At 44.9% G+C, this 20,162-nt stretch carries 16 protein-coding genes; 1 reads left to right on the top strand and 15 read right to left on the bottom strand.

What is annotated here, in order from left to right:
* Positions 1 to 38: 38 nt before the first annotated feature.
* The 5 genes from QQL66_RS02620 to QQL66_RS02600 form a co-directional block, all read right to left on the bottom strand.
* Positions 39 to 2,960 carry an HzsA-related protein gene (locus tag QQL66_RS02620; RefSeq protein ID WP_284378433.1) on the bottom strand — a complete coding sequence of 974 codons (2,922 nt, stop codon included), beginning with the start codon at positions 2,958 to 2,960 and terminating at the stop codon, positions 39 to 41.
* 114 nt (positions 2,961 to 3,074) lie between these two features.
* Entirely contained in the window at positions 3,075 to 4,130 is a 1,056-nt protein-coding gene (locus QQL66_RS02615; protein WP_284378431.1) for an FAD:protein FMN transferase, read from the bottom strand.
* Positions 4,111 to 4,893, bottom strand: a complete 783-nt coding sequence (locus tag QQL66_RS02610; protein ID WP_284378428.1) for a substrate-binding periplasmic protein — start codon at positions 4,891 to 4,893, stop codon at positions 4,111 to 4,113. Before QQL66_RS02610 ends, QQL66_RS02615 begins: the two co-directional genes overlap by 20 nt.
* A 137-nt stretch (positions 4,894 to 5,030) precedes the next feature.
* Complete coding sequence (locus tag QQL66_RS02605) at positions 5,031 to 6,212, bottom strand: vWA domain-containing protein (RefSeq protein ID WP_284378427.1); 1,182 nt, start codon at positions 6,210 to 6,212, stop codon at positions 5,031 to 5,033.
* 37 nt (positions 6,213 to 6,249) lie between these two features.
* Positions 6,250 to 7,098, bottom strand: coding sequence for an AAA family ATPase (locus tag QQL66_RS02600; RefSeq protein WP_284379350.1), 849 nt, complete (start codon positions 7,096 to 7,098; stop codon positions 6,250 to 6,252).
* 305 nt (positions 7,099 to 7,403) lie between these two features.
* Between QQL66_RS02600 and cysK the strand changes: the two genes are divergently transcribed.
* Positions 7,404 to 8,372: a cysteine synthase A gene (cysK, locus tag QQL66_RS02595; protein WP_284378426.1), complete on the top strand. Its 969-nt coding sequence runs from the start codon at positions 7,404 to 7,406 to the stop codon at positions 8,370 to 8,372.
* Positions 8,373 to 8,456: 84 nt separating this feature from the next.
* Here cysK and QQL66_RS02590 read toward each other — a convergent pair whose 3' ends face one another.
* The 10 genes from QQL66_RS02590 to dnaX all read right to left on the bottom strand — a co-directional run bounded on the left by QQL66_RS02590 (position 8,457) and on the right by dnaX (position 19,969).
* Entirely contained in the window at positions 8,457 to 9,245 is a 789-nt protein-coding gene (locus tag QQL66_RS02590) for a class II glutamine amidotransferase (RefSeq protein WP_284378425.1), read from the bottom strand.
* Positions 9,246 to 9,431: 186 nt separating this feature from the next.
* Positions 9,432 to 12,614 (bottom strand): VWA domain-containing protein, encoded by a 3,183-nt coding sequence (locus tag QQL66_RS02585; protein ID WP_284378424.1) that lies wholly within the window; start codon positions 12,612 to 12,614, stop codon positions 9,432 to 9,434.
* A gap of 233 nt (positions 12,615 to 12,847) precedes the next feature.
* Positions 12,848 to 13,519: a YEATS-associated helix-containing protein gene (locus QQL66_RS02580; RefSeq protein ID WP_284378421.1), complete on the bottom strand. Its 672-nt coding sequence runs from the start codon at positions 13,517 to 13,519 to the stop codon at positions 12,848 to 12,850.
* Positions 13,520 to 13,759: 240 nt separating this feature from the next.
* Positions 13,760 to 14,191: a hypothetical protein gene (locus QQL66_RS02575; RefSeq protein ID WP_284378419.1), complete on the bottom strand. Its 432-nt coding sequence runs from the start codon at positions 14,189 to 14,191 to the stop codon at positions 13,760 to 13,762.
* 67 nt (positions 14,192 to 14,258) lie between these two features.
* Entirely contained in the window at positions 14,259 to 14,714 is a 456-nt protein-coding gene (locus QQL66_RS02570; protein ID WP_284378417.1) for a YcgN family cysteine cluster protein, read from the bottom strand.
* 30 nt (positions 14,715 to 14,744) lie between these two features.
* Positions 14,745 to 15,023, bottom strand: a complete 279-nt coding sequence (locus tag QQL66_RS02565) for a YcgL domain-containing protein (RefSeq protein ID WP_284378415.1) — start codon at positions 15,021 to 15,023, stop codon at positions 14,745 to 14,747.
* 115 nt (positions 15,024 to 15,138) lie between these two features.
* Positions 15,139 to 16,305, bottom strand: a complete 1,167-nt coding sequence (locus QQL66_RS02560) for a ribonuclease D (protein ID WP_284378414.1) — start codon at positions 16,303 to 16,305, stop codon at positions 15,139 to 15,141.
* An 83-nt stretch (positions 16,306 to 16,388) separates the two neighbouring features.
* Positions 16,389 to 16,994, bottom strand: coding sequence for a recombination mediator RecR (gene recR, locus QQL66_RS02555; RefSeq protein WP_284378412.1), 606 nt, complete (start codon positions 16,992 to 16,994; stop codon positions 16,389 to 16,391).
* 260 nt (positions 16,995 to 17,254) lie between these two features.
* Positions 17,255 to 17,587 (bottom strand): YbaB/EbfC family nucleoid-associated protein, encoded by a 333-nt coding sequence (locus QQL66_RS02550; RefSeq protein WP_284378409.1) that lies wholly within the window; start codon positions 17,585 to 17,587, stop codon positions 17,255 to 17,257.
* A 132-nt stretch (positions 17,588 to 17,719) separates the two neighbouring features.
* Positions 17,720 to 19,969, bottom strand: a complete 2,250-nt coding sequence (dnaX, locus tag QQL66_RS02545; RefSeq protein WP_284378408.1) for a DNA polymerase III subunit gamma/tau — start codon at positions 19,967 to 19,969, stop codon at positions 17,720 to 17,722.
* Positions 19,970 to 20,162 lie beyond the last annotated feature (193 nt).

Below are 20,162 nucleotides of genomic sequence, written 5' to 3'. Positions count from 1 at the left end.
CTATCAACCCAATATTTCACCCCATTGATCTTAGCCACCTACGGGCCAGCTAAGATCCATGACTTAACGGTTTGATACTGAGTTGAAGTCGTATCCCAAATCGGAACAAATATCGTAGGTGCTATATATTCAGGATCATCCGGATCGGTCGGTACATAATTTGGGTCATCTGGATCAGTTGAAGCATCTTCAGGATAGTCCGGATTCGCCACTTCGACCTGAGGATGTAAAGGGTTAGGAGCAATTGCATCAGAAGCCGGTCGAGTCAAAAGCGCCGTATTATCAGGAGCAGTAACATCGTGAATCATCGAAGCAGTCACATTGAAGTCCCCTTCTATACTGCCTGTCAGAATAAATTTACTGAACTCAAAATTGCCATTTAACGGGCCACTCAAACCGTTGCCGCCGAAAGGCTGATGACAGCGTGCACACCAGTTCATCAGTATTGGGTGAACCTCATCCTCATACGTCTCAAAGTTCAAGCTAGAAATCGAACTGCGTATTTCATTGACGGCGAAGAAACCATCCTCTCCGGCATTATCCTCGTAAGGCGTATTCAAATACTGTGCGCCCAAATCAATCCACTCAGCAATCAGCCTCAGTTCTGAAGAGTTAAGATAAGTTGTATGATCCGTAGCAATGTCATCCAAACTTTGACTTGCACGAAGTTCCTCTGCAAACAGAACTTCCATTAAGAAACTTGCCCGACTGCCACCACGAGAATTATTACCTCCGACGATCGGATCTTCCCGAACAACCTCAAGCTCCAGACTGTCCTCATCCATTTGTCGAATGATCGGCAAACCATCTTCATCCATTAACGGATCACCAATCACCAATTCATCGTAGGATTGCAAACGACCTCGGGCATTGGTGGTATTTCTCAAATCCAACCCGGCCGACACAAGATTATTTGAATCGGGATCGTTATGACATGAAACGCAATGCTTGTCCCACAACGGTTGAATATGCTCCGGATAGTTAATAACCCCACCTACCGGTGCAGTCATGATAGTGGTGTCCAAGCCAGAGTAATCAATGGTCAGATCCGCGTCCGCAGCTCGCACGGAAGGATCGGTCCAATAATCCACAAAAGACAGATCCGTACTTAGAATCAACTTCGCAGGATCAAGACGCGTTGCCGTTTCCGCCATAGACTCACCAGACTCCACATTGCTGGCCAGTAAGGTATTTGGATGATTACCGGCAATTCCTGCACCGTTTAACGCGCTTCCACGTCTTGGAGAGTGACAGCCGTTACAGGTTCTTGTTTCACCCGGACGTACATGAACCCAGTTGGTATGCACCTGAATCGCTCTGCCATTTTCATCCACCACAGAAATCCCGAGCGGCGTGTCCGCAGGCACTTCTAATTTAAACGAGCCATCAGGTTCCAACGGAGCGTAACCGATAATCTCCTGCATCTCGAACATGGATTCACCGATGGACTCACGATCAATCCCACGAGGCGTAGGTACCGCTCGAGTGATACGAATAAAGCGTCCAGGTCTTTGAGCGGCTGTAGTTAAAGCAGGGTCTTTTAACGTCGTCAAATCCGCCGCGCCACTCAGCTGAGGAATATTTTCATTCTCCACCAGCATAGAGTTACCCATTAAATTCTGACTGTCCGTATCGTAAACGCTCTTCACATTCAGAATGGCCTTATTACGATTAACCAAATCAGCATCCACAGTTTTATCTGAAATTACGTTTGGCGCCGGACGAGGAACAACAGGAACCGCATCCGTAATTGCAACGCCTTGCGAAGGTAAAACCAAAGGTCTCAATGTTGTTTTAGTCGGATCAAACATATACAAGCCATAGGCAGGCGTTCCTTCCACCGACATCGACTGACCGGTGAGGACGTTGGTTTCTTCCGCTTCAATGTAAGGCGTCCAACTTACCAAGACACGGTTCGTTCCATCCCACAGCGGATAAGGTGTAGTAAACCGGCCGTTCGTGGAAATACTTCGACTCAATGGAATCGGGTTTGGTGAAATTTCGATTTGACCGCTGGTTCGTGAACCACTGTAATTCGGATCAACTTCCGTATTCTCAGAGAAATTACGTACATCAATTTCATACAGTCCACCGCCTTCATTAGTGCCGGACAATGGCATCAAATCGCTGATCACCATGCCCTGCTCTGTCTCACGAGGGTGTAAAAAACTGTTCCCCGGGCTGAATGCACCATAAAAAATGAAGGTGTTAGTTCCGTCAGGATTCATCGTAAAAATAGGGAAATGGTTTCGACCACCCACATGATCCCAGCGGGAATACATGATCTCACCAGTAGATAATACGGTCGGATTACGATCATGACTTTGATTGAAAGAAATTTGTTCAATGTCAGTACCATCAGCATTCATGCGATGAAGCACAATCACACGTTCACGCTCGTATTCATCCAGATACTGATAAGGTTCTTTGTTTTCGGCTTGCATCAACGCCAAGCTGGTTTGTTGGCGATTCGAGGAAAAGACGATTCGTCCATCAGGAAGATAGGCAGGGTCAACATCATCCCCTAAATCCGCAATGGCATTATCCTCAATCACACGCCTTAATTGTTTCGAGGCAATGGTGTATTCCCAAACATTCCAGGTGGCGTCGTTCGGCCCCCTCATTGAAAAGATAATCTTGGTACCATCAAAAGAAACTTCGGGGTCAGATACATCCCCTTGTCGATTGGTATAGCTACGAGTGATATTCACTTCAGAAGCACTGGCGGAGGCAATTTCACGATAGTATAAATCGCCACCCGCGTTAAACCGAATGCCATCGGTTGGGTTCCCTAATGAGGAGGTGGAACGTTTTACATAAACAAGAGGAAACTGGCCATCCACCAATAACCCTTCTTCGGAACCGGCTCCATTTTCGGCACCTGAACACCCGACAAGAAAGGCGATCAGAAGACCAATTAGTACGTTTTTCCCTAACACTACATGCTTCATGAATTTCATGGCAAAGCTCTCCAATGAGACTGTGCGCCTATTATCCTTTAGTTTAAAAAGCCACAAGTGACTGGCTTCACAGATCCTTGTTATTTTTTTCATTAAAGCGTTACAGGCTGCAACTTATTTCGGATTAGAGGGAGAAACTAAGCCTTTACTGGCGAAAATTTGACCTGTTTTATCTACAACAATGACATCGTACCCCGAAAGCGATTCGATCAACTGAATGCCGGGTTTAATACCCATAATGAAAACCGAGGTCGATAATGCATCTGTTTTCCATGCATCAGGCCCCATCACGGTGACACTCATTACCTCATCGGCAGGTAAACCAGAGACTGGAGATAAAATGTGATGAACACGCGTCCCTTCATCCATAAAAAAGCGTTCATAGTCGCCGGATGTAGAGACAGCAATATTTTCTAATGGAATCCGAGCAATCACTTCCTTTTCCTTTCTGGGGTGTTTTATCCCTAACATCCAGGGATATTCACCCTTTTTCCCTAATACGTAGGAATCTCCACCTAGAGAAAAATAGGCCGAGCGTATACCTTTTGAAAGCAACAAAGCTTTAAGCTGTTCAATGCTTTCACCTTTGGCAACGCCACCCAAATCGACTCGAATCCCGTCTTTCAACAAAACCAGCTGATGGTTTGGCTCTAACTTCAGGTTCTTATAACTCACTTTAGTCAGCGCATCTTTTCGCGCAGTATCCGAAGGTCGAATATGTTCTCTGTAACGATACAAATGCCCTACTGAAGCGAACGTGATATCGAATGCACCACGAGTCAGCTCGGACACAGTTAAAGATCGTGAAATTAAGTCATAGGTATGAGGACTGACATCTACCCTACCTGCCCCAGCATTATTAATGCGCCAAACGTCACTGCCCTCAATCCATGGACTCCATTCGTTTTCCAAAGAGTTCAATAAGGCACGACACTCATCAAAACGCTGATGTGCAGTTACTTCATCAGGCGCAGATAAAGTCAGGCGAAAGCGCGTTCCCATAGATGCAGACTCAAACGAATAAAAAGAATCAGCGCCCGTCGATGAAATAGCTGATGAAATAGCTAAAGCAGAAGAACTGACTCCAAACGCCAATACACAGGTAAGAAAAAATAAGAAAACTAAAAATTTAGCAGAATAACCAGAGGATTTAAGGTTGGTGGATACCATATTTGGACCAAATTGCCTGTAACTTTCCTTGTTCAGAGAGCGTCTTGAGGTATTGATTAACATCCGACACTTTCAAGGCATGTTCTTTTCTAATAAGAATGGTGTGATTATAAACTTGGTCTAAGCGATCGGATATTAATATTTTGTCTTTGTATTCCGGGTTCTCAGCCAAAAACTGATGCAGATAGGACTTAGTTACCACTGCAATATCCGCAATACCAGTCCCACTGAATAACGCACGAATACTGTTTCGGTGGCTGGACGTCAGATAGATATTGAAGTTTTCCCTCAGAAAAATTTCATCACTGTTAAAGTTAGCAAACCCGTAGTGGTACCCTAAAATCGCCATCAAACGCTTATCTTTGATGGAATCAAAATAGCTCTGATCCCGCCCTGCCACCTTCCGGGCAATATAGACTTCACCACCATTCAGATAGGAATCAGACTCCTCAACAGGATAGTCCGACCACCCCCACTTCTTACTCTCAAAAAACAAGGCGTCTATACGACCATTGTTAAAATGACGATAACGACCTTTTGGCGTGGTGCTCACAAAGACAAACTGATAAGTGTTTTGAAGTTGATTCAATGCTTCGATGAGATCAATGGTTAGCCCATTAACATTTTGATTGGGATCATCAGGAATATTAACAAACGGAGGGAAAGAATAGCCGCCAACTTTAACCGTGACCGGTTCAGCGCACACACACCAAGAAATCAGGGAAAGCACGAGTGAAAATACAAGCCCAATAAAACGCGTCAAAGTCACTTCCTATATAAACTACTAGTTCCATTAAGCTGATGCGCCTAACCCACTGAAAGTATAGAAGCTTATTTATAAATCGCCATAAAAAACCCCGAGCATATTAACTCAGGGTTTCATCGAGAATCATCAAAGAGTTACTTATTAAGATCCTTCATGGCGCGTTCCAAGCCTTCGATAGACATAGGGTACATACGCTCATTGACCAAATCCTGCATGATCTGTATTGAGCCCCCCCATCCCCAACGGTCTTCAGAAATCGGATTCAACCAGGCCACTTTGTCATAATGATCAACAATGCGCTGCATCCAAATTGCCCCTGGCTCTTCATTCCAATGTTCGACACTGCCACCTGCATGGGTAATCTCATAAGGAGCCATTGAAGCATCTCCTACGAAAATCACCTTATAGTCCGGGCCGTACTTATGAATGATGTCATAGGTATCCATGCGCTCAGCACCACGGCGAAGATTGTTCTTCCAAACCGACTCATACAAACAGTTATGGAAGTAGAAATACTCCATGTGTTTGAACTCGGTTTTAGCCGCAGAGAACAACTCTTCACAAACTCGAACGTGAGGGTCCATAGAACCACCGACATCGAAAAACAGCAGTACTTTTACTTTGTTTTTCTTTTCGGGCACCAATTTTAAATCCAGATAACCCGCGTTTTTGGCCGTGGATTCAATGGTGTCATCCATGTCCAGAATTTCTTCTGCGCCATCACGTGCGAATTTACGCAAGCGTCGTAGCGCCACCTGAATATTTCGAATACCCAAGGCTACAGAATCATCGAGATCTTTAAAGGCACGTTGTTCCCAAACCTTTGCCGCCTTCTGGTGACGGGACTTTTTCTGCCCGATGCGAATCCCTTCCGGGTTGTAGCCTTCCGCACCGAACGGCGACGTTCCCCCCGTACCAATCCACTTATTGCCACCCTGGTGACGTTCTTTCTGTTCTTCCAAACGCTTCTTGAGAGTTTCCATCAACTCTTCAAAACCGCCGAGAGACTCAATCATCGCCTTCTCTTCTTCCGAAAGCATTTTCTCAAGCTCTTTGCGAAGCCACTCTTCTGGAATTATGGCCTTTTCGAACAAGTCATCGAGCATTTCAATCCCTTCAAAATAAGAACTGAATGCCTTATCAAAACGATCAAAATACTTTTCATCTTTCACCATGACCGTTCGACTAAGTAAATAGAACTCGTCGATGTCGGCAAACGCCAACTTATGATCCAGCGCTTCCAACAGATCAAGGAACTCTCGAATGGAAACCGGGACTCTGGCTTTCCTTACTTCATAAAAGAAGTCGATTAACATAACCAGACCTCACTGCTCAGTAATAAGTAACAAGTCATTAATTACGAGAGGCGCGACGACTCATAAATGCCAGACGATCTAACAAGTGTACATCTTGCTCATTCTTCAGTAACGCGCCATACAAAGGCGGAATGGCTTTGGCACTGTCTTTCTCAAGCAACGCTTCGGCAGATAACTCGTCGGCGACCAACAGCTTCAACCAATCGATCAATTCAGACGTAGAAGGCTTTTTCTTAAGACCTGGCACCTTACGAACGTCAAAAAATAAATCCAGCGCTTCTTTAACAAGGTTATGTTTAATGTCTGGGTAGTGAACATTTACGATATCTTCCATGGTTTCTTTATCCGGGAACTGGATGTAGTGGAAGAAACAACGACGTAAGAAGGCATCTGGCAGCTCTTTTTCGTTATTAGACGTAATGATAATGATCGGACGTGTTTTCGCTTTGATGGTTTCCTGTGTTTCATACACATGGAATTCCATCTTATCCAACTCTTGCAGCAAATCGTTCGGGAACTCAATGTCAGCCTTATCGATTTCATCAATCAGAAGAACAACTTGTTCTTCAGACTCAAACGCTTCCCACAATTTACCTTTTTTGATGTAGTTCTTGATGTCATGAACTCGATCAACACCCAATTGGGAATCACGAAGACGTGAAACCGCATCGTACTCGTACAAACCTTGGTGTGCTTTGGTTGTAGATTTAATGTGCCACTGAATCAGTCTGGTGTTCAAGGACTTAGCCAATTCTTCAGCCAGCATCGTTTTACCAGTTCCTGGCTCACCTTTAATCAATAAAGGACGTTGCAAAGTGATTGCAGCATTTACCGCTGTTTTCAGTTCATCCGTTGCAACGTAATCATTGGTACCTTCAAATTTCATCATACAACCTCTAAGCGGAATGAATTTAGTTGACATATTAACTAGTTTCAGTGAATTGCTCAATAACACCGAGATAAACGGTATAAATTTTAAACAAGTCAGATACAAATTATCTTCAATCAAAAGTAGGGAAAGCAGCTCTATACATACTTAAAAAAACAGTATTTCTTACAATCTCCCCTAATCTAAAAGACAAATAAGACTTATTTAGAATCACTCTTGCAATCCGACAAAAAGTGCATATCTTTACAAAGGCATTACTTCGGCTTCGCCATACACAGTCAAGAACACAAGGAACCCCTAACATGGCTAACATTTTTGAAGACAACTCATTGTCCATCGGTCGCACGCCTCTCGTGAGAATCAACCGAATCGGAAGCGGTAACATCTTGGCTAAAATTGAAAGCCGCAACCCGGCGGGCAGTGTAAAGTGCCGTATCGGAGCATCCATGATCTGGGAAGCAGAAAAGAGTGGCAAGCTAAAACCTGGTATGGAATTGGTTGAACCGACCAGTGGCAACACCGGCATCGCACTTGCTTTTGTTGCGGCATCTCGCGGCTACAAACTGACGTTGACCATGCCTAATACAATGAGCCTTGAGCGCCGTAAAGTAATGAAAGCCTTGGGCGCCAACATTGTGCTGACTGAAGGGGCCAAGGGCATGAAAGGCGCATTAGCCAAAGCCGAAGAGCTAGTCGCTGAAGCACCTGATCAACGTATTCTTCTGCAACAGTTTGAAAACCCTGCTAACCCTCAAATCCATGTAAAAACTACAGGCCCGGAAATCTGGGAAGACACTGACGGCGGGATCGACGTGTTAGTGGCTGGCGTAGGGACTGGCGGGACGATTACCGGGGTAGGTCGCTACATCAAAGAAACTCAAGGCAAGCAAATTCTATCAGTTGCTGTAGAACCAGAATCCTCCCCTCAAATCACCAACGCATTAGCTGGAAAAGAACCTGAACATGCGCCGCATAAAATTCAGGGCATTGGCGCTGGTTTCATTCCTGGCAACCTGGATCTTAGTCTGGTGGATCGTGCTGAAACAGTGACCAACGAAGAAGCAATGGAAATGGCTCATCGTCTAATGAAAGAAGAAGGTATTCTTGCCGGTATTTCTTGTGGTGCAGCAATGGCAGTTGCTGAGCGTCTTTCTCTTACGGATGAATTCAAAGACAAAACTATTGTCGTTATTCTGCCTGATTCAGGTGAGCGCTACCTTTCAACAGTGTTATTTGAAGGACAATTTACTGAAAACGAGACCGTTCAATAAGATCGGTAATAAAACGTTTTAGTGCCCCAATAAAAGAGCCACCTACCAAGCAGGTGGCTTTTTTGATGCCATCATAAAGCGATCTCACTTCACCTGACAGACCATTTCCCCCTGCCGGAATACCACCAACTCCCCCTCTTCCATAGTCGTCCAACGTTCATCGTCAGTAAGAGGTTCAGTAGCGATCACTGTAACTACATCATTTGGCGTGGTTTCACTACTGAAATCCACCTGTAACTCAACGTCTCTAAGACGAGCTTCACCAAACGGGGCACGACGAGTAATCCATGACAGCTTAGTCGTGCAATACGCATAAAGATAGACGGAGTCCGTCAGCAGCATGTTAAATACACCAAACGACCGCAAGTGATCTAGCTTTGGTTTGAGCTTATGAGCGAAATCACAACTTGTGGCTTCCTCAGGCCCTATCTTTGCGATTTCCGACATAATCCAGCAAAAGGCATGTTCACTGTCTGTTTCCCCCACAGGCTGAAATGCGTGTTGCTCAGCAGGACATAAAGCCAACTGTTCAAACTCTTTAAGCTGCCCGTTATGGGCATAACACCAATGTCGCCCCCACAGTTCACGAGAAAAGGGGTGAGTATTTTGAAGACTAACAGCACCGGAATTTGCCTGACGGATATGGCTGATCACAATGTGACTTTTAATAGGGTAATCTTTGATTAATCGAGCCAATTCAGAATCACAACAGGGTTGAGGGTCAATAAAGGATCTGAACCCTTTGTTCTCATAAAAACCAATACCCCAACCATCCTTGTGTGGCCCTGTTCGACCACCACGCTCAATCAACTCAGAAAAACTAAAGCAGATATCCGTTGGGACATTCGCACTCATGCCTAGTAATTCACACACAAAATCCACCTAATCAATAATCACATTTTGTCAGTCGTACACATAGTACCAAAACAAAAATCATGGCAGGAATAAAAAACTATAGCCGTAATAAAAGACAAATTCTTTACCCCGTCAGTTCATCTTCGCATAAAAAAGGAGGAGCTTAGCTCCCCCTTAAACCTGAACTAATTCAGTATCAATTATCTAATCATCTGAATCTTTATTCTCTTGATTCTGCCTGATGGCTTCAGCATCAATCTCTGCCATGATCCGATCGATATCAATTTCACCATCATCAGGCGCATTTAACTCATCAGCGGAGATATCCTCCAAAGCCGTAAGCGCTTCATCCAGCGGCATTATATCGTCTTCATCATCCAACTGATCCAACGCGCTTTCCAGCGCATCATCTACAGATGAGTCCGTCAAATCTTCAGTTACTTCGTCAGTACTTTCTTCCGTAGGTTCGTCAATGGATTCGTCCATTGCTGCCATATCTTCAACCAACGCATCAATATCCGAAGCATCAATATCCGAAGCATCAGGTGCGTCGTCCACATCCATCACTGAAGCAGAATCATCAGGTGCTTGCTCAGCCTGAGCAGCAGTACCAAACGCTTCCTCTTCCAAGTCCTTAGTTAATGCATCCAACTCTGAATCCAAGTCGTCTAAATCATCAATATCAAACTCTTCTGTAGTTTCAGGCTGTTCTGCATCAGCAAGCAATTCATCCAACGCTTGATCGATGCTGTCTCCGAAGTCATCCACTTCAGTTTCAATATCAGCATCGCTTTCGATCAACTCACCTTCATCCAGCATTTCATCTGACGAATCCAGGTCAGTTTCATCCAGAATATCTTCCATGTCTTCCAACAGATCCTCATCAGAGGACATTTCATCCAACAGATCATCCACACTGGACTCTTCAGTGGATTCTTCCGCCGCTTGCTCTAGATCAAAGTCATCTATTTCATCGTCCGAATCAAAACCAATTTCCAATTCAGGTTCCGATTCTTCTTCAAGAGCTTCGTCTAACGTCGGAATCTCCGATTGTTCCACAGACTCCTCAACCATGGCTTCCAACTCAGACTCTGTTTCCTCAAGCAACGCATCCAGCTCTTGGTCTATGGTATTTTCCATAGATGCGTCTTCATCAGGGACAGGATCAAATGCATCATCTGGCATTTCATCGGAATCAGAGCTTACGTCTTCCTCCAAATCTTCCACCATATCGTCTGCATCCAACTCGGTTTCATTACCTGATAATTCATCTAACGCAGAGATCAGTTCATCCTGCTCCAGGTCTGGCACATCGTCATTAGAAATACCGGCATTTTCAGAGTCTTCCGAAACACCACCCATGCGTTCCAGCTCTTCCCTAACGGAATCGACCTGCTCACTAAGCTCTGGAGTTTCTTCAAACTCACCTTGAAGCTCACCAGAGTCAAGCTCACTTAGAGCGCCCATTTCTGAATCTAGAGCTTCATCCTGCTCAGTCGACTCACCATCGATTTCTTCCTGAATCTTTTTGTGTGAACGCAACTTATAGAACAAGAATCCAAGAATTGCGCTGACAAGGCCAAGAACCGCCAGCATGATGATGATAAATAAATTATCGCCTTCCGGTTCTTCTGGTTTTGGCTCGGTTTCCGGCATCACATCGGCCACAGACGTTGTTTCCTCTGGCATCGACATCTTAGGCTCTTCAATGACTGGCTTAATCGTTTCCATTGGATCAGGCTCAGGAGCAATGTAACCCTCAGGATAATGAGGCAATGTCAGATCAAACGGCTTAGGTTTAATACGAAATTCTTTTCCGGTATCCAAAACCAATTTAAGATCCAAAGCGACTCGATAGAGTCCCTCGCCTTTTGTTGGGATCACTTGCACAACCCAACGCTGCCCATCTTGAGAGAGCTGCAATTCAGCTGACGCAATCAAGCTTGAATCATCAGGTGCTTTAATTTTGGCAATGACCTGCGTTTTCTCCAGATCCAACCCTTCAAGCAAAGGAATCGCAGACACAATACCTTCAGATTCTTCACCTACACCATCATAGGAAACGTCATAAGCAAAGGGCTCAAGAACTTCCACACGGTGGGTTCGTTGACGTTTAAAGGTTTTCCCATCCACAAGGATGCTGATTTCAAATTGCCCCGGCCGACGTAAGTTGCGAATTTTTTCAAAAAAGGCGTACTGGTACTCACCTTCTGTTTGTACCGCCATTTCTTTCTTAATACTCTTACCTGCTTCATTGGTCAGCTGTAATGAACCATCCAGCAAAGATAAGAATTCCGCATCTTTGACCTGGCCGTCAGCAGAATCAAACCAGGCATGCACCGATATTTCTTCACCCGAGAAAATAGTCGGTGGGATTTCATCGGATTGAAGGGTCAAATCAGAAACGACCGTCACCCGGTTATCAGGATCAGCTTCCGCTTGAAGAATCCACTCACCTTCGTACGGACGTTTTACCGTAATCAGATCGTACTTGGCATCCGTATGCCAGGTAACGTCAGGGTCATCAGTTTTAGCATTGATGATGGACTCATCAGGAGCCACAAGCTGAGTTGCCTCGCTGCCTTCTTTACGGAAGATCAGGGCCGTGAATTCTTCAATACTGGAATCAATTAAGAACTTGTTGTCTTCAAGCGGCACTTCTTCACTCGGTACAGACTGATCAAATAAACGAACGAAGGCTTTTAACAACTCATCAGAGTTTTCCGCCACAGTGCTCATGCCACCTGTACTCAGTGACAATTGTTTCAGGAAGTCTTGATCTGCTTTATCAGACAGAGCAATGGTATGAAGTTTTACGCCGGCCTCGGCAAATTTCGGAACTAACTCTTTTAAAATACGCTCTTGTTCTTGCTTATTAACTTCCGGGTCTTTATTGATATCGACCATCCCATCGGTCAACAAGATAAAGAAGGGCTCGTATTCTGAGTTCAGGCGATCCAGATCGTACCCTGCGGTATTAATGGCATCGCCCATGTTGGTGAATAGTCCCACAGAAGAAATATCATTGGACTTCTGCTTAGCTTCATCCTTCCAAGCATCATCAATAACACGATGCTTAACCAACATATTGACGTATTGACCAAAGGTCCAAACACCGGATTTACTGTCTTTTGGAAGCAAATCCACCAACAATCTCATTGCCGGTGCCCGAAGGTTATTCGGGTCGGTTTTCTTCATGCTTCCGGAAATATCGATAATGGTGCGAATATCGGGAGGCAGCTTCTGGTTAGACGCCTTCTCAACCGTCGCTTCAACTTGTGCAGAAGGAGGCGTACCCTGCTCTCCATCAGTATGATTATCAGCGGCCGTCAGCCCACTGATCAATACAGACAAAGAAAAAACAAGGTAGTGAAGTATTGAACGCATGGAATCTCCCTTTGCTTCCTTAAACAACATCCATGAACCACCAATCAAGCGCAACCTTCAAACGGCTTATTGATGCTTAACAGTTAAGTCCATGTTTACAACTTTAAAAAATCTTTAGAAATATTTTCTTACTTATCGGCAAAAAAAAACCTTTCCGTAGTTTTTCGGAAAGGTTTTTCATAAAAAATATTGAATTAGACCCCACTCTTTCATTGGTCACGTAAGAATGAGACCTAAGCAATTGAGTCCAGAACATTCCGGCCACGTTCCGTAATATGCCAGCGAACGCCTTTTTTCCCACTGACAGACCCGGCTAAATTCTTGCTAACCAATACACTCAAGGTTTTCTGCATTGAGTTTTCATCGGTACTTGCTTCTCTGCACAAGCCCTGGATGGAACGGAAGATAAAGCGGCCACTGCCTAGAATTTTCAAGGCTTTAGTGGAAGCTACATCTAACTCTTCTTCAATATCCAGGTTTGCCTTTAAGTCTTCCGGCTCAATATCGTGCTCGGTTTCTGTATCAATCAAAGGCAACAATTCTTTCTGAATGATACGAAGATCATGCTGAAGATGCTCTGAGCGCTCTTTAGCATACTTGGCTTCGGTCAATATACGATCCGACACCGTTTGCACAAAGAAACGGGACGCCAAACCAGCAATCAAACAGAACCCGGTAAAGATCAATAATTTAGACGGATCACCCTGACTCTCAAGAATGATTTCACTGTTCAACGCATCAAGAATGACAGGTACAAGAAACGCAGCACCAACCGCCACAACCAAACAACGTGGTAACGTTTGCTTATCAGGATCACTCTGGCTGTAAAGATAGTAGTTAATCAAACCACCAAAAATTCCAGCCAATAACATTACGAATACAAGAATAATGATATGGTTTGTCATGGTTCCAACCTCGGAATTCGCTCCTTGGCACGTCAAAATAAAATCACATTCATTTTGAAGGCCGTCAAAAAATCAAACCTTTACAGTCAAATTACTGATCAAGTTAAGTTAATTAACGAATTAAACTCGCCAACTCCTTGAAATCCCTAACGGATTCCAAAGTATACAGTTATAGCACTTTTGATGTGTTCAACCATAGTAATGAGACATAAGGTTACAAAAAAACGCGAAACAGATTCATTACGCGTTGTTTTTACTGGCCTTTTTCTCATCATCCTGTGTTTCATCCGGTTCCGAGCTAGTTCGCTTGCCTAAAATTGCACGGCCAATACCACCGATAGCAAAGCAAATAAGTGCCGATACACTAGCAGAAGCCACCAGATAAGGAATCAGCTGATCAAAGTACTTCTTTCCTTCGAAAGCAAAGTCTACGCCAAAAAATGGAATTGCCGGTACCCAGAGAACCATTCCCGATTCAAGTTCCACTTTTGCCACAGCAAAACAAAAGAACATCACAAGCGACATAAACGTGGCTTTCAAAAAGAAATTACTGAACTTACGAATCAGAATCCAGGACGCTACAAAAACCCCAACAGCACTGGACCAAAACAAGATCCAAGCACCCGAAGTAAAAGGGTCTGAGTTAGCAATTTGAGTAAAAAGATTTTCCATAATGTATTTTGGCCAATTCTGTTTGAAGGTTTCTGATCTGTAAAAAGAGGATAACCACCCCTGCTCTTTATTTCACCCAAGCGATGATATGGTCTTCCAGTTCGTCTTCATCCACCCAGTCTTCAGGAAGGATTTTGCCTTTTAAAGACATTCCGGCAGCGGCAAGCGTTGCCTTTTTGCCACTTACTAAAGGATGCCAGTCAGGAAGGTCTTTTCCTTCCTCCAACAAACGGTAAGCGCAAGTAGATGGCAACCAATCGACCGGAATGAAATCCGGAGAGAGTCTTAAACAACCATCCACGTTTTTCTGCCGATTGACATAATCGCTACACTGACAAGCTTTCATGTCATACATGCGGCACACTACGTTGGTGTACACCAACTCACCAGTATCTTCATCTTCCAGCTTATTAAGACAACAACGGCCACAGTTATCGCACAAGCTTTCCCATTGCTCAGATGACATTTCCTTGAGCGGAGTTGTTTTCCAAAACGGCTGATCTGAGGTGGACTGATCTGACATGATTTGTACTCGACTTAAAGCTAGGCGGCGTTAATCCGCTTGATTAGGATCGTACAGATCCAACAAGTAATCTTCTTTCGGCGGAGGCATTTGCAGGAAGTAGCCTTTTTCTTCGATATCCGCCAATACTTTTGGAGCTTCTACACGAGACAACTTGGAGTCAGGCTTAAGCGGCATATCCATTACATGAATAGGCTTACCAAACACTTCAATCAAGGCATCCGGCAATGAAGCAACGCCTTTCATTTTTTCAATGTAAAGATACATTTCATCCCGCTTTGGGCTTTTATAAACTGAACAAATTTTCATAGGAACCACTGCTGAACGACATACTAATCAATTCACTAAAACGTTGAACGTTTTGTCTATGATTAGTACGTGATTTATCGATTTTGTCTTACCCACTCTTTCTGAGTGGAAAACTCTATTCTTTGGTAACGCCTTCAGACATCAATTGTTTTAACACCAACATTACGTCGTCTTCAATTAACTCTCGACGCCATCCACTAATATCTTCCGGCCAATCGACAACTTCCTGATATCGAAAGGCTTTATTCACCAGATATTGGAACTGCTTCTTGCGACACAGAACTTCTGCATCCAGATTTAACCCCGCAGCCACTTTCTTTACCGGTTTGTAGATTGCTTCCAACCAGCTTTTTGCATCCTTGGGCAGCAGCTGATAGCGTTCCGGAAGCTGTGACTCTTCCAGAGCCATAGCGCCTCTAACCAGCTCACCAATCAGTACCCCATAATTCCGAATAATGCCTTTAGGTACAGCAAGCTGATCCAAAACCACACGACTGGTCGCTTTTCTCAACGCGATCTCAACAATCTGTGCATCCGCCAGAATACGTCCTTTCGGAATATCCTTTTCAGCCGCCAAACGCTCTCGCCAAATAGCCAGCGCACGAACAACCGCTAACGAACGGCTATTCAACTTTCCCGTTCCTTTTACACGCTGAAAAGCCAGATCGCCATCCATTTCGTACAGCGCACGAGATCGATCCACCAGATCCTGAGAGTCCTCTTTCAACCAGGACAATCGGTTCATATCTATTAGCTGAGCCTCAAGCATCTCCCAGGCTTGAGCCAGATAGATCACATCTTCAGCCGCGTATTGTATCTGTTGATCCGTCAATGGTCGAAGCAGCCAATCGGATTTCGTCTCATCCTTGCTTAATTCGATATTCAACAGACTGGAAATCATTTTCTGATAACCCACCGTTTGGCCTTGGTTTAACAAAGCTAGCGCCAACTGGCTATCACATAAATTCCGCAACCAGGCACCAGTGGCCCGATACAGCACGCCCAAGTCCTCTGCAGCACTGTGAAGTACTTTGATGCAATCGGATTCAATGAAATCCGCCATAATAGTGAGGTCAACTGGCGACTCGGGATCAATCAGCCAAACGTCCTGACCATCATACACTTGAATTAAGGCTGGTATCGCTCGATAGGTATCCCGACGGACAAACTCCGTATCCAATGCGACCCACTTTAAATTCATCCAATGATCGACCAGCCCTTGCAACTGATCACTGTCAGACACAAAGTTCACTTGATGATTGGCTATCTTGGTTGATTCCATATATTGACTCAAAGTACCTGGGAGTTCTAATTAGAAGATATTTACGATCTATCTATGAGTACGGTTATCTGTTTAATTACATATCAGGCGGAGGCAGGAAACGGCTGACGAAGAGTAAACGCTTGCTTCAACATGCTTCCTGAAATGGCCTCAAGTTCACTTCCCGCTGACATTCCGGTCATCAGACGGGTGACTTTCAGATCGTCATTCACCAACTGATCAGAAATGTAATACGCCGTTGCGTCACCCTCAACCGAAGTACTGGTAGCCAGAATTACTTCGTTTACACCAACACTTCGAATCAATTCGAAGAGTTTTTCCATTCCCAGATCATCAGGACCAATACCATCCAATGGAGATAAACGCCCCATCAGCACAAAGTAATACCCCTGATAGTCCGATGCCATCTCAATCACATCAACATCGGCCGGATTTTCTACCACACACAGTAAAGAGCGGTCACGCTCCTGATCAGAACACACACCACACAAGGTTTGCTCAGTGAAATTTTGGCATTGTTGGCAGTTATTAATGTTTGTCATCGCATCAGCCAGCGCCTGAGACAGTTTCACGCCTCCTGCCCGATCCGACTGAAGTAAGTGCAACGCCATACGACGGGCAGACCTAGGCCCTACCGTTGGAAGCACACGCAAACGATCAATTAATGTATTTAAAAGAGAACTACTCATTCACTGCAAAATCTCAAAGGAATGGTTAAAGCCCAGAACCGCTGGATACCAAATCACTAAAAAACGAATCACTAGATAGAGAGCAACTGAATAGGGCCACTGGATACATAACGACTGAATAAAACAGCATGATAAAAGTTATGTTGCCAGATACGAAAAAATAGACAGTCATTACTGATCTCAAAAAGAGTCCGTAATCACCGTCTATTTTCGCTCGAATCAGCGTTGTTCCAGTCGACTCGCCATCAGCAAGTCAAAACTTAGAATGGCATTTTAAAGCCAGGAGGCATGCCCATACCAGAGGTCAGACCACCCATTTTTTCCTGGCTGTTTTGCTCTATACGGCGAACCGCATCGTTTACAGCTGCTGCCACAAGGTCTTCGATCATTTCACGATCATCTTCATCAGCAATCAAACTTGAATCAATGGTTACTGATTTCACATCGTGGCGGCCATTCATGACCAATTTCACCATGCCAGCGCCAGCTTCACCTGTTACTTCTGCGTTGGCAATTTCTTCCTGGGCTTTTTGAAGCTGCTCTTGCATTTTTTGAGCTTGCTTCATGAGATTTCCCATACCACCTTTCATCATATCAATAACCTTTTTCTTTCAATTTAACTCGTAAGTCAGGCCCTAAGTCGAACCCGTCAGTAATAACATTAATTATGGGTCTATATCTTTCATATACAACCCATCAACTTTTCATTGAGACCGAGTTTCCGATCAGTCGATAGGAACCACCGTCTCTTCCAGAACCTGGCCACCAAACTTGGTTTTCCAGAACACCACATGTTTGTCTTCATGAAATGTTGTGATGGCTAACTGCAAACGTTCTGCTTTTTTGCGAATCCGATACTCCGCCGGAGATTCTGACTGCAATGTTCCCGGCTCAATGGTGATTTTCAGTGGTTTCCCAAGCACCTCTGAGAGCGCTTTTGCCAACGTCTCTTTACGTTCATTATTGAGGAAGGTTTCCATATCCTGAGTCAATACAAAGCCCCAGGTATCCTCGCCTCGTTCCACCGGAACCATGTTGGCAGCCAAATTGGCAGAGAAGTTATCCAGCGTCAGACGCGACTCAATCAAAAGCCAATCTGAGGTTTCATCCACAGTCACATCAGGTTCCAGGACTTTGGATTTTTCCGGTTCGCGACTCGTCTCCGCCAAGACACTTGAAGAAGCAAGCGCACCAGACTGCATTGAATCTGGCGATGCCATTGGTGCATCTGACGCCAATGTCTGCTGTATTGCGGACAGCTGATTGGAAATTGCTGAACTGTCTACTACAGGTTCATCTGACGAGTCGGAAGCCGAAAATGCAGTCTCTGCTGAACCTTGTGATTCAGCGAATGGTGTCGGTTCAGGCTTTTTTGCCTCATCAGCCCCCATCGCGCTTAAACTTTGCGTGGGTTCATTATATTGAGCCGGCTCATTCCCCTGAGGTTGACCATAATCCTGCTCATCATAATCGAACGGAGGCAATTCCTCTGGCGACAAGCCCATAGGAGGAACAGACTCTGTATATTCCGGAGCAGCGGTCTGAGTTGTCTGAGGGGGTAACTGAGTTACATTCTCAACAGCAACGGCAGTTTCATTAACCGGCGCAGGTTGAGCAAATTCAGTTTCAACACTTGTATGTTCAACATTTACAGGTTCAACGCTTTCGGATTGGACAGATGAGGGTTCAACAGAAGCGACTTGTGTAGCCTGTGCCGTGGGCTCCCCAACCGTTTCAGGCATTGAAGCCGACGGCTCAGATTGCGAAACCTGAGTATTAGCGTCCGCAGGTTCAACCTGTGGTGATGGATTCGCTTGAGATGACGGAGATGGAGATACCGGCGTTGAATTAGGTAACGGTGACTGAGGAACAGCTAACGTTTGACCTGGCCGCTTAATCTGGAACGCCAGCATCCGAAGCAGCGTCATTTCCAACGCCGCACGTTGATCTGCAGCGGCAGCCATGTCTTTACGAGAGGCTAGAGCAATCTGGTAGAACAAATGAACGTCTTGAGGCTGAATGGCTTGAGCCATTCCCAAAATATATTCCTGGTCACCCTGGCTATTATCAATAGCTGCCGGAACCATCTGCCCAACACCTACACGATGTAAGACGGCAATCAATTCATCAAGAATCCCGGCGAAATCAGGCGCATGATCTGAGGCGCGAGCGACTTCATCCAAGACCATGGCTGCATCTTGTTTCGCCAAGGCTTCAAGAATGTGTAACACATAGGCACGATCTACCGTCCCCAGCATGTTACGCACATCGGCTTCCATCACGGACTCATTACCAAAAGCAATGGATTGATCCGTCAAACTGAGTGCGTCACGCATACTGCCATCGGCAGCCTTCGCCAATAGCCACAATGCAGGCTCTTCAAAAGGTACCTGCTCTTGCCCGAGCACGTATTTCAAATGACTTACGATTCGCTCAGGCGACATATTTTTAAGATTAAACTGCAAGCAACGAGACAAAACAGTCACTGGCAGTTTTTGAGGATCTGTCGTCGCCAACAGGAACTTCACATGCTCAGGCGGCTCTTCTAATGTTTTCAGCAGTGCGTTAAAACTGCTGGTAGAGAGCATGTGCACCTCATCGATAATGTAAACCTTAAAACGGCCACGACTCGGTGAATACTGTACGTTTTCCAGAAGTTCACGGGTGTCTTCCACTTTGGTTCGGGAGGCCGCATCCACTTCAATCAGGTCAACAAATCGACCTTCGGTAATCTCAGTACAGGCAGAACAAACACCACAAGGGTTCGGCCCGACACCTTGCTCACAGTTCAAGCTTTTGGCGAAGATACGAGCTACCGTGGTTTTACCAACCCCACGAGTTCCAGTAAATAGATAGGCATGGTGCAATCGGTCATGACTCAAAGCATTCGTAAGCGCTTTAAGCACATGCTCTTGACCAACCATTTCTGTAAAGGTTTGTGGACGCCAGCGTCGTGCTAGAACGTGGTAACTCATGAGGGGTCTCTGGAACGAAAAATAAGTCGCTATGCTATCGAACAATGCCCCATAAACTCAAGTAAGTTCGTGAAAAGCTTGCATCTATATTGTTAGATTGCAGGTAACCATCGAGCCGGAACCATCCAACAGAAATCCGTCATCAAATCAGATTCCTTTCTATACTCCTCACATTCACCACCAATTCAAACTC

It is taken from the genome of Litoribrevibacter albus, assembly GCF_030159995.1.
Classification (GTDB): domain Bacteria; phylum Pseudomonadota; class Gammaproteobacteria; order Pseudomonadales; family Litoribrevibacteraceae; genus Litoribrevibacter; species Litoribrevibacter albus.
This window is presented reverse-complemented; position numbering and strand designations above follow the sequence as displayed.